Below are 12,092 nucleotides of genomic sequence, written 5' to 3'. Positions count from 1 at the left end.
AAAAAGCGATTTCGGACGGTGCTGTTCGAATTTGGCGCATGCGAAGTGCGCCAGTGGTCACAAAACAGCCAAAAAGCAATCGGGCGCCCTGAGGCGCCCGATTCATGTATTCGAGTGGTCCGACTTGTCAGTAGGTCCAGCGCTGGGCCTTCTGGATCAGGAAGTCGCGGAAGACCTGGACGCGGGCCACAGACTTCATCTCTTCCGGATAGACCAGATAGCTCTCGAGCTGCGGCATCTCGGTTTCGCGCATGAGCTGCACGAGCGGCGAGCCAGTCTCGATCAGGTAGTCCGGCAGCACGGCGATGCCGGCGCCCGAATCCACCGCGCGCTTCATCGCGGTGATGTTGTTGACCGTCAGATGGATCGGCCGCGGGTTGCGCTGGTCGCGCCCCATCGTGCCGAGCCAGTGCACCGCCGTCAGATAGGAGGGCGAGGTGCCGCCGAAGGACAGGATGCGGTGGTTGTCGAGATCGTCGTAGCTCTTCGGCTCGCCGAAGCGCTTCACATAGGCCGGCGAGGCGTAGACGTGGAAGTGCACCGTGAAGAGCTTGCGCTGGATCAGGTCCGGCTGCTGCGGCTGGCGCAGGCGGATCGCGATGTCGGCCTCGCGCATCGACAGGTCGAGTTCCTCATCGGTCAGGATGAGCTCGACCCTGATGTCGGGGTAGAGATCCAGGAACTCGGCAAGGCGAGGCGTCAGCCAATGGCCGCCCAGGCCGCGCGTGGCGGTGACCTTGAGCTCGCCGGAGGGATGCTCGCGCGTCTCCGAGAGCTGCGAGCGCGTGCGCTCCAGCCGCTGGGTCATCTCGCGGGCCGCCCGCCAGAGCAGTTCGCCCTGTTCGGTGAGGATCAGACCGCGCGTATGCCGGTGGAACAGGGGCGCGCGCAGCTCACGCTCGAGCGCACCGATCTGCCGGCTGACGGCTGATTGACTCAAGCCGAGAACATCGCCAGCTTTCGTAAAGCTGCCTGACTCCGCGACCGTATAAAATATTCTAATGCGGTCCCAATCCACCGCGCTTCCCCCGTTATGCGTTTTATGCATGATGCGGGATAAAGCGCTTGTGCGTCAATGTCTGTGTGGCAGGTAGCACCTATTATTCGCACTGAATCTGGTGACACAACCTATCAGAATTGGTGATAGGTTGCGCCGAACCATTCATTCCGCAGCTTCGCGACGGTCCAATGCGCTGGCCGCCAGCCAGCGTTCCGCATCGAGCGCGGCCATGCAGCCGAGGCCAGCCGCCGTGACCGCCTGACGGTAATGCTCGTCGGTGACATCGCCGGCCGCGAAGACGCCGGGGACATTGGTCCGGGTCGTGCCAGGCTCGACATCGAGGTAGCCCGATTCGCTCATGGCGAGCTGGCCGGCAAAGAGCTCGGTGGCCGGCTTGTGGCCGATGGCGATGAACACGCCGTCCGCCTTCAGTTCGCTCTCGACGCCTGTCTTCATGTTCGTCAGGCGCAGATGCGTGACGTTCGGCGGCTGCGTCCCGCCGCAGATCTCGGCGATGGCGCTGTCCCAGACGACCTCGATCTTCGGATGCTTGAACAGGCGCTCCTGCATCACGCGCTCGGCGCGCAGGCTGTCACGGCGATGCACCAGCGTGACCTTGCTGGCGAGATTGGCGAGGTAGAGCGCTTCCTCTACCGCCGTGTTGCCGCCGCCTACGACCACGACTTCCTTGTTGCGGAAGAAGAAGCCGTCGCAGGTCGCGCAGGCCGAGACGCCGAAGCCCTGGAAGGCCTGCTCGGAGGGCAGGCCTAGCCATTTCGCCTGGGCGCCGGTGGCGACGATCAGCGCATCGCAGGAATAGGTCTCGCCGCCATCGCCCCAGAGCCGGAAGGGGCGCTGCGAGAGATCGACGCGGGCGATATGGTCGGTGACCATCTTCGTCCCCATGTGCTCGGCCTGGGCGCGCATCTGCTCCATCAGCCAGGGGCCCTGGATGACGTCGGCAAAGCCGGGATAGTTCTCGACATCGGTGGTGATCATCAGCTGGCCGCCTGCCTGCAGGCCGGAGATCAGCACCGGCTCCATCATGGCGCGGGCGGCGTAGATGGCGGCGGTGTAGCCGGCCGGGCCGGAGCCGACGATCATGACGCGGGCGTGGGTATGGGCCATCGTCTCAATTCCTCTCCTGCGGTCGTGGTCCGCAGCTTCGTTCCGTCAGATACGGCGGCGCGGCGCCGAAACAAGAGCCTCCGGGCTCAACCGTCCGTCAGGCCGAAATCGGCCCGGTGGCGCTGCCAGCCCTGCCATATCGCATCGGCTATGATCGGCGTGGAGTCTATCGGCTCGTAGCGTTCGCCTTCAAGGCGTCCACAGAAGCGATGCACAACCCCCTCATGTTCCAGCCCAGCGATCAGGGCGGCGATCTTGTCGTGGCCGCCCTGTGGCTCGAACACAAGGACGGGGGAGCCGGTCGCGGCGGCCTCTCCGATCATGTTGGTCGAGTCGGCGGTGGCGACGATGGCGTCGGCGTTGGCGAGGAGGGCGGGATAGGGGTTTTCGCCGGAGCCGTCCCACCACCAGCCGCCATGGCGGGCGAAGACGGCGGCGACGGCGGCGGCGAGGGCTGGCGAGGTGCGCCGGGAGGGGGAACCCATCAGGGCCGCCCCCGATCGGGCCAATTCATCGAGCTGCCCGGCGAAGCGCTCGATGTCTGCCGCCGTGAAGCGATGGTGCCGGCTGTCGCCGCCGACGAGCACCGCGACTCGCGGAGCTGACAAGCCAGCGATGGTCGCGGGTGGCACGGCGCGCGCGGCTGCGAGCTTCTGCGGCGTCAGGCGATGGGGGGAGGTGGTGGTGACCAGCACGTTGTCGCCGCGCAGTTGGTCGTGCCCGGCGACCCAGATCAGGTCGGCCGCGCCGGTTCCGGTGCGCGGGTCCTTCAGGAAGACGGTGTAGATCGCGCCGTTCGAGGCCTTCTTCAGCGCGCGCAGATAGGCCACGGCGCGCCGGCCGGAGGCGATGGCGATGTCGGGGAAGGGCGAGCGGAGCGGGCTTCCCGGCCGATCCGGCGCCTCGCGCGGGTCGATGGGCCCGCGCGGCATCAGCCAGGCGAAGGGCTTGCGGGGCTTCACGCGCCGGATCTCCGGCGAAACGCCCAGCCGCTCGGCGACACCAAGGCATTGAAGCTCGTCGCCAGCCTTGCCGTCGGTCAGGACCCAGACGGTCGGCTTCGGATTCTCGTGCATGGCTGTCTGCGTCTGCGGCATGCGCCTTGTATCGCCCGTCGCCGCCGTCTACACCAGCGCGGCTTTACTTTGAGGATATTTTGCCTCCGGGGATCTTCGTGCGTCCGAAACTCGACGATATCGACCTGCGCATCCTGCGGGAACTCCAGGCCGATGGGCGCATGACCAATGTCGAGCTGGCGAGCCGCGTCGGCATCTCGCCGCCGCCCTGCCTGAGGCGCGTGCGCGCGCTGGAGGAAGCCGGGCTGATCCGCGGCTACCATGCCGATCTAGACGAGCGGAAGCTGGGCTTCGAGGTCGTCTGCTTTGCCTTCGTGCATCTGGCGAGCCAGGCCGAGGCCGATCTCGCCGCCTTCCAGAGCCGTATCCGCGACTGGTCCACGGTGCGCGAGTGCTGGACGCTCTCCGGCGACATCGACTTCGTGCTGAAATGCGTGGCGCCGGATCTGAAGGCGTTCCAGGATTTCGTCGGCGAACTCACGGCCTTGCCGAATGTCCGCAACGTGCGCACCGCGCTCGCGCTCGACCGGGTCAAGGACGAGCCGATCGTACCGTTCGGCTGAGGCTTCAGCCGACGTAGCGCTTGATCCAGTAGGCGTTGTTGCGCGCGAGCGCCCGCAGCCGGCGCTGGTCGACATCCGGCAGATACCAGGCGCCGGCGCCGCCCGAGAGTTCGGTCGACAGGATCGGATAGCTCGCGAGCTCGCGGCCGCTGCGATCATAGAGCGTCGCGATGCTCTCGAGATAGTCGTTGCTGGCGCCGCCATCGCTGGGCTTGCCGCCACCGCCGCCACCGGCATAGCTCGCCAGCCAGACGCTGCTGATGTTGACGACGAGGCGCGTGCCGGCTCCGCGCTGGAGCGAGGGGCCGAGCAGGTCGACGAGCGTGCGTTCGAGCTCGCTTCTGACGATCGCAATGTTGGCGCCCCAGGCGTGGGTGACGGTCGGAGCGAATTCGATCTTGATCGAGCCGATCGGCGCGGCCTGAGCGAGAGCGGACGAAACGCCCGGCAACACAGCCAGCGCCGCGGCGCCGAGCGAGGAAGCCAGAAAATGTCGACGCGTGATCATGGCCGGGATCTCCAGATGCTCGTCGCTTCAATGTAGGAGCGAAGCAGCGATAGTCCATGGCTGCCGGCCCGCGCGCCATCATCTGCCGATCATGGTTGCCAAGCGGTATCGACGGCGGCCGCATATGGGCTGCCGCCGCAGCCTGTTCTATTGAGCGGTATCGAAGGGGGATTGCATGGAACGCTGGCTGACGGAATTCATAAAGCTCTGGGTCGTGATCGACCCGATCGGCACGCTGCCGGTTTTCCTGGCCGTGACCGCCGGCCTGAGCGCCGCCGCGGCGCGCCGGATCGCGCTGCACGGCACGCTGGTCGCGTTCCTGGTGCTGCTGTTCTTCGTGCTGCTCGGCCAGGTCCTGCTGACCGCGATGGATATCGAGCTGAGCTCGTTCCAGATCGCCGGCAACATCGTACTGTTCCTGTTCGCGCTGACGATGATCTTCGGCGAATCGAAGCTGGAGGAAGATCAGAAGCTGCTGCGCTCCGCCGATCTGGAGAAGGCGGTCTATCCGTTGGCGATTCCGAGCATCGCCAGTCCCGGCGCGATGCTGACTGTCATGACGGTCACGGACAATTCCAAGATCAGCCTCGCAGAGCAGGCCGAGACCGTGGTGCAGATCGTCATCATCCTCGCGATGCTGCTCGTGCTGCTGTTCTGCGCGTCGCGCATCATCGCGATCATCGGCAATGCGGGGGCGAGCGTCATCAGCCGGGTGATGGGCCTCATCCTGGCGAGCGTCGCCGTGGACGGCATCATTAAGGCGATAAAGGTGGTACTGGCGGGCTAGGGAGGAGGCGTCATACCCGGGCCAAGGCCCGAGTATGACGCTCTGCGTCAGCGGAAGGCGATGCTGACGACCTCGTAGGACTTGCCGCCGCCGGGCGTGTTGACCTGCACGGAATCGCCGACCTTCTTGCCGATCAGCGCGCGCGCGATCGGCGAGCCGATCGAAACCTTGCCGGACTTCACGTCCGATTCCGGCTCGCCGACGATCTGGTAGCTCTTCTCTTCCTCGGTATCGTCGTCGATCAGCTTGACGGTGGCGCCGAACTTGATCGTGTCGCCGCCGAGCTTGGTCACGTCGATCACGTCGGCGCGGCCGATCAGCGATTCGAGTTCCTGGACGCGGCCCTCGTTCAGCGACTGCGCTTCCTTCGCCGCATGATACTCGGCGTTCTCGGAGAGGTCGCCGAGGGCGCGTGCCTCGGAGATGGCGGTGATGATGCGCTGACGCTCGACCTGCTGGCGGTGCTTCAACTCCGCTTCCAAAGCGGCGAAGCCGCCCACGGTCATTGGAACCTTTTCCATTCTTTCCGTCCCATAAGCTCCGAAAGCGCGGCTCGCCAGCGGCAAATCGGCTGCCGGCGTCCCCGCGCTTCCGCTTCGTCTCTCTACTCCGCCGCGTACGGCCTCAGGCCGCGCGTTCGAAATATGACTGCAACGATCGTACTTCGAGATCGCCGCTGCAATAGGCCTTTATGCCCTCCGCCGCGGCGATCGCTCCGGCCAAGGTGGTATAATAGGGAACCTTGTGCAAGAGGGCCGTCCGCCGCAACGAACGGGAATCCGCAAGTGCCTGCGGGCCTTCGGTGGTGTTGAAGATCAGCTGGATCTCGCCGTTCTTGATCGCGTCGACGACATGCGGCCGGCCTTCCAGAACCTTATTGATCCGGGCCGCGTCGATGCCCTGTTCCTGCAGCAGGCGCAGCGTGCCGCCGGTGGCGAGGATGCGGAAGCCGAGATCGGCCAGGATGCGCACCGATGCAACGATGCGCGGCTTGTCGTCGTCGCGCACGGAGACGAAGACGGTGCCCTTGACCGGCACCTTGGAGCCGGCTCCGAGCTGGCTCTTGGCGAAGGCGGTGTCGAAGGAGCGGTCGAGGCCGATGACCTCCCCCGTCGAGCGCATCTCCGGGCCGAGCAGCACGTCGACGCCGGGGAAGCGCGCGAAGGGGAAGACGGCTTCCTTGACGCCGACATGGTCGAGCTTCGACGGCTTCAGGCCGAAGCCCGCCAGCGCCTCGCCGGCCATGATGCGGGCGGCGATCTTGGCGATCGGCTGGCCGATGACCTTGGCGACGAAGGGCACGGTGCGCGAGGCGCGCGGATTGACCTCGAGCACGTAGATGTCGCCGTCCTTGATGGCGTACTGGACGTTCATCAGCCCGCCGACATCGAGCGCGAGCGCCATCGCCTTGGTCTGGCGCTCCAGCTCGGCGAGGGTCTCGGGGCTGAGCGAGCGCGGCGGCAGCGAGCAGGCCGAATCGCCGGAATGGATGCCGGCTTCCTCGATATGCTCCATGATGCCGGCGACGAAGACGTCCTTGCCGTCGCAGAGGCAGTCGACATCGACCTCGATCGCATCCGACAGGTAGCGGTCGAACAGCAGCGGGTTCTTGCCGAGCACCGTGTTGATCTGGCCGGTCTTGTCGTTCGGGTACTTGGCCTTGACCTCGGAGGGGATCAGCGAGGGCAGGGTGCCGAGCAGGTAGTCCTCGAACATCACCTCGTCACGGATGATCGCCATGGCGCGGCCGCCGAGCACGTAGGAGGGGCGGACGACGAAGGGCAGGCCAAGCTCGCCGGCGATGATGCGGGACTGCTCGACCGAGTAGGCGATGCCGTTCTTCGGCTGCTTCAGGTGCAGCTTGTCGAGCAGGCGCTTGAAGCGGTCGCGGTCCTCGGCGAGGTCGATCATATCAGGCGAGGTGCCGAGGATCGGGATGCCCGCCTCTTCCAGCGCATTGGCGAGCTTCAGCGGCGTCTGGCCGCCGAACTGGACGATGACGCCGAGCAGCGTGCCGTTCCGCCTCTCGGTATCGAGGATCTCGAGCACGTCCTCCGCCGTCAGCGGCTCGAAATAGAGCCGGTCGGAGGTGTCGTAGTCGGTCGAGACCGTCTCCGGGTTGCAGTTGACCATGATGGTCTCGTAGCCGGCGTCGCGCAGCGCGTAGCAGGCATGGCAGCAGCAATAGTCGAACTCGATGCCCTGGCCGATGCGGTTCGGCCCGCCGCCGAGGATAACGACCTTCTTGCGGTCGGAGGGGTTGGCCTCGTCCGCGACCTTGCCGGCGAAGGGCATGGCATAGCTCGAATACATATAGGCGGTCGGCGAGGCGAACTCGGCCGCGCAGGTGTCGATGCGCTTGTAGACCGGGCGCACCTCCAGCGCGTGGCGCAGCGCCCGCACCTCCGTCTCGTTCTTGCCCGAGACTGCGGCGAGACGCTTGTCGGAGAAGCCCATCGCCTTGATCTGGCGGAAGGCGCCCGGCGTCTGTGGCAGGCCGAACTTGCGGATCTTCTCCTCGGTCTCGACGATGCCGCGCATCTGGGCGAGGAACCAGGGATCGATCTTGCAGCTCTCGTGGATTTCCTCGTCGCTGAAGCCGAAGCGCATGGCCTGGGCGACGTGGAGGATGCGGTCCGGCGTCGGCGTCGAGATCGCCGCCTTGACCGCGTTGCGGTCGTCGCCATGGCCGAAGCCGTCGATCTCGATCTCGTCGAGCCCGTCGAGGCCGGTTTCCAGCGAGCGCAGGGCCTTCTGCAGGCTTTCCTGGAAGGTGCGGCCGATGGCCATGGCCTCGCCCACCGACTTCATCGCCGTGGTCAGCGTCGGCTCGGAGCCCGGGAACTTCTCGAAGGCGAAGCGCGGGATCTTGGTGACGACGTAGTCGATGGTCGGCTCGAAGGAGGCCGGCGTCGCGCCGCCGGTGATGTCGTTCTCGATCTCGTCGAGCGTGTAGCCGACGGCGAGGCGCGCCGCGACCTTGGCGATCGGGAAGCCGGTCGCCTTGGAGGCCAGCGCCGAGGAGCGCGAGACGCGCGGGTTCATCTCGATGACAATCATGCGGCCGGTGGCAGGATCGATCGCGAACTGCACGTTGCTGCCGCCGGTCTCGACGCCGATCTCGCGCAGCACCGCCAGCGAGGCGTCGCGCATGATCTGGTATTCCTTGTCGGTCAGCGTCAGCGCCGGGGCGACCGTGATCGAATCACCGGTGTGGACGCCCATCGGATCGAAGTTCTCGATCGAGCAGACGATGATGCAGTTGTCCTTCTTGTCGCGGACAACCTCCATCTCGTACTCCTTCCAGCCGAGCACGCTCTCCTCGATGAGGACTTCGCTGGTCGGGGAGGCGTCGATGCCGCGCTCGACGATGTCGATGAACTCGCCCTTGTTGTAGGCGATGCCGCCGCCGGTGCCGCCCATGGTGAAGGAGGGGCGGATGATGGCGGGCAGGCCGATATCCTCGAGCGCGTCGAGCGCCTGGCCGAGCGTCTTGATGTGGTGCGAGCGCGGCGTGTCGAGGCCGATCTTGGTCATCGCCTCGCGGAAGAGTTCGCGGTCCTCGGCCTTGTCGATGGCCTCGGCCGTGGCGCCGATCATCTCGACGTTGAACTTCTCCAGCACGCCCATCTTCTTGAGCGAGAGCGCGCAGTTCAGCGCGGTCTGGCCGCCCATGGTCGGCAGCAGCGCGTCCGGGCGCTCTTTCTCGATGATCTTGGCGACGATCTCCGGCGTGATCGGCTCGACATAGGTCGCGTCGGCCAGATCCGGATCGGTCATGATCGTCGCCGGATTCGAGTTGACCAGGACGATGCGGTAGCCCTCGGCCTTCAGCGTCTTGCAGGCCTGGGTGCCGGAATAGTCGAACTCGCAGGCCTGTCCGATGATGATGGGGCCGGCGCCGATGATCAGGATGGACTTGATGTCTGTGCGCTTGGGCATGATCTCGACCGGTCTTGCGGGCGCGCGCAAGGCCGGTCCGATCGGGCGAGCGGAGGCCTGGCGAGCGTCTGAATGAATGCTAGGCGCTCGCTATAGACGGGCAAGGCGGCGGAAGGAAGCTAAAACCGCTTCCGCCCCCGATCAACGCACAGGCCGTGGTGCCGGCATGGTGAGATCGATCTCCAGCGGACGCGGCACGCGGCGCTTGCGGCGCATCGCGACGAAGAGCACGGCGAGCGCCGCGACCTCGCAGGCCGCGCCGACGAAGCCGAGCGGCCAGGTCCCGGCATGGCGCATCACCTGCTGGCCCAGCGCCGCGCCGGCCGCGATGCCGAAATACAGGGCGGAGGCGTTGAGCGAGAGCGCGACCACGGCCGCGTCCGGCGCCATCGCGGCGAGCCGCGACATCTGCGAGGGGTGCCCGGCCCAACCGGCCGCGCTCCACACCAGCAGCACGAAGGGAATCGGGTAGATCGCGAGCGCCGGCGGCAGGCCGACCGCGATCAGCGAGGCCGTCAGCAGCGCCAGCGCCAGCACGCTCAGCACGACGGTGAGCGTGCGCTCGGGACCGAAGCGGTCGCTGGCGATGCCGCCGAGCTGGTTGCCGATGGCCGAGCCGATGCCTGAGACGACGAGGGTCACCGCGAGCCAGGGCCCGGCGATGCCGGCATGGTTGGTCAGGAAGGGCGCGATGTAGGTGTAGAGGACGAAGGCGCCTGTGGTCCAAAGCATCGTCGTGGCCAGCGCCAGCAGCACGTCGCTGCGCCCCGCGACCTGGAGGCGCTCGCGCAGCGTGTTGGTCCCGCGCGGCAGGCCCTTGGGCAGCTTGACGAGAAGGCCCGCCAACGAGAGCACGCTGAACAGCGCCACGATCAGGAAGGCGAGGTGCCAGCCGCCAAAGCCGACGACCGCGGTGCCGATGGGTATGCCGAGAATCAGCGAGACGGTCATGCCGCCGGTGACGAGCGCGATGGCCCGGCCGCGCCGTTCCGGCGCGGAGACCGCGACCGCGACGGCGTTGGCAGCCGGCATGAACACGCCGGCAGCGAGCGCCATCACGATCCGCGCGCCCATCACCACCCAGAAATCGCTGGCAAAGGCAGCGCCGAGATTGGCGAGGCCGAACACCGTCATCGCGCCGACCAGCACCGTCTTGCGGTCGGCGTCGCCGAGCACGGTCGAGAGGATGGGGGAGCCGATCGCATAGGCGAGGGCGAAGATCGAGATGAGCAGGCCGGCGGCATCGACGGAGACGCCGAGGCCGGAGGCGAGATGGGGCAGGATGCCGGTGACGATCAGGCTGCCCGTGCCGATGGCGAAGGCGCCGCCGGCGAGCGAGAGAAGGCGCGTATCCATGGGACTGATCCTTGCGGATGATCGCTGTTTCGAAGGCGAGCTTCAAAATTTCAATGATCGTTGAACTTTAAGATCGCGCATCACTGACCGCAAGGGTAATTTCAACAAATGTTGAATATTGTCAGGAGCGGTGGCATCGCCTATCTCGGAGGACATGAAGCCGGTTTTCCATCCCGATATCGAGGATGTCGCGCCCGCCGACGTGTTCGCGGCGCTGGCCGATCCGATCCGCCTCGGCATCCTCGTGGCGCTCGCCGATGTCAGCGAGGTCGACAAGGCGCGCTGCAGCCACTTCACCGCCTTCGCCTCGCCCTCTCTCCTGTCCTACCATTTCGGGAAGCTGCGCGAGGCTGGCATCACGCGCATGCGGGTGGAGGGCACCTCGCGCTATCTCAGCATCCGGCGCGACGAGCTGAACCAGCGCTTTCCGGGGCTGCTCGACAGCGTTGTGGAGACGGCGCGGCGCGATCCGAACCTGCCGCGCCTCGGGTCCGATTGGCTTTCGGACGGCGGGTAGACGCAAGGTCAGATTTTATCTCGTTGACAGGCCTTTCCACGGGTTTAGCGTTCATGGCTTCCGCGATGGCGTCGAGCCGGATCGCGCGAGAAGCACCGGCCACGCCCTAACCCGAGGAGCATGGCTATGCGTGCAGCCGACCCTCAGAAACTCGATGCCCTGGTAGGACGTCTCGTCGGCGATGTCGGAGCCTCCGTCACCGGCGCTCTGATCGTGCTGGGCGACCAGCTCGGCCTCTATAAGGCGATGGCCGACGGCGAGCCCGTCACCTCCCAGCAACTGGCCACGAAGACGGGCCTCAAGGAGCGCTATCTGCGCGAATGGCTCGCCGGGCAGGCCTCGGCCGGCTATGTCGATTACGACGAGGGCAGCGACAGCTTCAGCCTCTCGCCGGAACAGGCCATGGCCTTCGCGGAGGAAGACAGTCCCGCCTTCTTCGCCGGCGCGTTCGAGATCGTGCAGTCGATGTGGGTCGACGAGCCGAAGGTCGAGGAGGCCTTCCGCAGCGGCGCCGGCCTCGGCTGGCACGAGCACAGCAAATGCCTGTTCCGGGGCACCGAGCGCTTCTTCCGGCCGGGTTACAACGCGAATCTGATCGCCAGCTGGATTCCGGCGCTGGGCGGCATGGAAGCCAAGCTGAAGGATGGCGCGACCGTCGCCGATGTCGGTTGCGGGCACGGCTCCTCGACCATCCTGATGGCGCAGGCCTACCCGCAATCGCGGTTCTATGGCTTCGACTATCACGGACCGTCGATCGAGCGGGCGCGCGAGGCGGCGGACAGGGCCGGCGTGGGCGACCGCATCGTCTTCGAGCGCGCCTCGGCCAAGGACTTCCCGGAGAGGAAGTACGATCTCGTGACCATGTTCGATTGCCTGCATGACATGGGCGATCCGGTCGGCGCCGGAAAGCATGTGCGGGAATCGCTGGCGCGGGACGGCAGCTGGATGATCGTCGAGCCCTTCGCGCACGACCATCTCAAGGACAACCTCAATCCCGTCGGGCGGATCTTCTACGGTGCCTCGACCATGATCTGCACACCGGCTTCGCTCTCGCAGGAGGTGGGGCTGGGGCTGGGGGCGCAGGCCGGGGAGATGCGGCTGCGCAAGGTCGCCATGGATGCCGGCTTCTCGCATTTCCGGCGCGCGACCGAGACGCCGTTCAACATGGTGTTCGAGGTGCGGGCCTGAGCCTGCTGGGGGCTGGCGACGACCAAG

11 protein-coding genes are annotated in these 12,092 nt (G+C 66.3%); 4 read left to right on the top strand and 7 right to left on the bottom strand.

Annotation, left to right across the window (positions count from 1 at the left end):
- Positions 1–127 precede the first annotated feature (127 nt).
- The 3 genes from NWE53_RS10600 to NWE53_RS10590 all read right to left on the bottom strand — a co-directional run bounded on the left by NWE53_RS10600 (position 128) and on the right by NWE53_RS10590 (position 3,225).
- Positions 128–1,018 carry a LysR family transcriptional regulator gene (locus NWE53_RS10600; protein ID WP_061969317.1) on the bottom strand — a complete coding sequence of 297 codons (891 nt, stop codon included), beginning with the start codon at positions 1,016–1,018 and terminating at the stop codon, positions 128–130.
- A 144-nt stretch (positions 1,019–1,162) separates the two neighbouring features.
- On the bottom strand, positions 1,163–2,128 hold the full coding sequence (gene trxB / locus NWE53_RS10595) for a thioredoxin-disulfide reductase (RefSeq protein ID WP_265054265.1): 966 nt from the start codon (positions 2,126–2,128) through the stop codon (positions 1,163–1,165).
- A gap of 86 nt (positions 2,129–2,214) precedes the next feature.
- Positions 2,215–3,225: a mitochondrial fission ELM1 family protein gene (locus NWE53_RS10590; protein ID WP_265054264.1), complete on the bottom strand. Its 1,011-nt coding sequence runs from the start codon at positions 3,223–3,225 to the stop codon at positions 2,215–2,217.
- A 77-nt stretch (positions 3,226–3,302) separates the two neighbouring features.
- On the opposite strand from NWE53_RS10590, the gene NWE53_RS10585 reads away from it, so the two are divergent.
- Entirely contained in the window at positions 3,303–3,767 is a 465-nt protein-coding gene (locus NWE53_RS10585; RefSeq protein ID WP_265054263.1) for an Lrp/AsnC family transcriptional regulator, read from the top strand.
- Positions 3,768–3,771: 4 nt separating this feature from the next.
- Here the strand turns inward: NWE53_RS10585 and NWE53_RS10580 are convergent, their stop codons facing one another.
- Complete coding sequence (locus NWE53_RS10580) at positions 3,772–4,275, bottom strand: twin-arginine translocation signal domain-containing protein (RefSeq protein WP_265054262.1); 504 nt, start codon at positions 4,273–4,275, stop codon at positions 3,772–3,774.
- A gap of 175 nt (positions 4,276–4,450) precedes the next feature.
- Here NWE53_RS10580 and NWE53_RS10575 point away from each other — a divergent pair, with 175 nt between their 5' ends.
- On the top strand, positions 4,451–5,062 hold the full coding sequence (locus NWE53_RS10575; RefSeq protein WP_265054261.1) for a MarC family protein: 612 nt from the start codon (positions 4,451–4,453) through the stop codon (positions 5,060–5,062).
- 47 nt (positions 5,063–5,109) lie between these two features.
- Here the strand turns inward: NWE53_RS10575 and greA are convergent, their stop codons facing one another.
- From greA to NWE53_RS10560, 3 genes are all read right to left on the bottom strand, one after another.
- Positions 5,110–5,583 carry a transcription elongation factor GreA gene (greA, locus tag NWE53_RS10570; protein WP_265054260.1) on the bottom strand — a complete coding sequence of 158 codons (474 nt, stop codon included), beginning with the start codon at positions 5,581–5,583 and terminating at the stop codon, positions 5,110–5,112.
- Positions 5,584–5,686: 103 nt separating this feature from the next.
- Positions 5,687–9,004 carry a carbamoyl-phosphate synthase large subunit gene (gene carB, locus NWE53_RS10565; RefSeq protein WP_265054259.1) on the bottom strand — a complete coding sequence of 1,106 codons (3,318 nt, stop codon included), beginning with the start codon at positions 9,002–9,004 and terminating at the stop codon, positions 5,687–5,689.
- 141 nt (positions 9,005–9,145) lie between these two features.
- Entirely contained in the window at positions 9,146–10,360 is a 1,215-nt protein-coding gene (locus tag NWE53_RS10560) for an MFS transporter (protein ID WP_265054258.1), read from the bottom strand.
- A 154-nt stretch (positions 10,361–10,514) separates the two neighbouring features.
- On the opposite strand from NWE53_RS10560, the gene NWE53_RS10555 reads away from it, so the two are divergent.
- Together NWE53_RS10555 and NWE53_RS10550 are read left to right on the top strand one after the other, a co-directional pair.
- Entirely contained in the window at positions 10,515–10,877 is a 363-nt protein-coding gene (locus NWE53_RS10555) for an ArsR/SmtB family transcription factor (protein ID WP_265054257.1), read from the top strand.
- A 126-nt stretch (positions 10,878–11,003) separates the two neighbouring features.
- Complete coding sequence (locus NWE53_RS10550; RefSeq protein ID WP_265054256.1) at positions 11,004–12,065, top strand: class I SAM-dependent methyltransferase; 1,062 nt, start codon at positions 11,004–11,006, stop codon at positions 12,063–12,065.
- The last annotated feature ends 27 nt before the right edge of the window (positions 12,066–12,092 follow it).

This window comes from Bosea sp. NBC_00550 (assembly GCF_026020075.1).
Classification (GTDB): domain Bacteria; phylum Pseudomonadota; class Alphaproteobacteria; order Rhizobiales; family Beijerinckiaceae; genus Allobosea.
Note: the sequence above shows the minus strand (reverse complement) of the source record. Positions and strands in the feature narration are given on the sequence as shown.

Coding starts and splice junctions, on each gene's coding strand:
- greA (WP_265054260.1), bottom strand. CDS start 5,583: ATGGAAAAGGTTCCAATGACCGTGGGCGGCTTCGCCGCTTTGGAAGCG.
- trxB (WP_265054265.1), bottom strand. CDS start 2,128: ATGGCCCATACCCACGCCCGCGTCATGATCGTCGGCTCCGGCCCGGCC.
- NWE53_RS10560 (WP_265054258.1), bottom strand. CDS start 10,360: ATGGATACGCGCCTTCTCTCGCTCGCCGGCGGCGCCTTCGCCATCGGC.
- NWE53_RS10575 (WP_265054261.1), top strand. CDS start 4,451: ATGGAACGCTGGCTGACGGAATTCATAAAGCTCTGGGTCGTGATCGAC.
- NWE53_RS10590 (WP_265054264.1), bottom strand. CDS start 3,225: ATGCCGCAGACGCAGACAGCCATGCACGAGAATCCGAAGCCGACCGTC.
- carB (WP_265054259.1), bottom strand. CDS start 9,004: ATGCCCAAGCGCACAGACATCAAGTCCATCCTGATCATCGGCGCCGGC.
- NWE53_RS10550 (WP_265054256.1), top strand. CDS start 11,004: ATGCGTGCAGCCGACCCTCAGAAACTCGATGCCCTGGTAGGACGTCTC.
- NWE53_RS10580 (WP_265054262.1), bottom strand. CDS start 4,275: ATGATCACGCGTCGACATTTTCTGGCTTCCTCGCTCGGCGCCGCGGCG.
- NWE53_RS10555 (WP_265054257.1), top strand. CDS start 10,515: ATGAAGCCGGTTTTCCATCCCGATATCGAGGATGTCGCGCCCGCCGAC.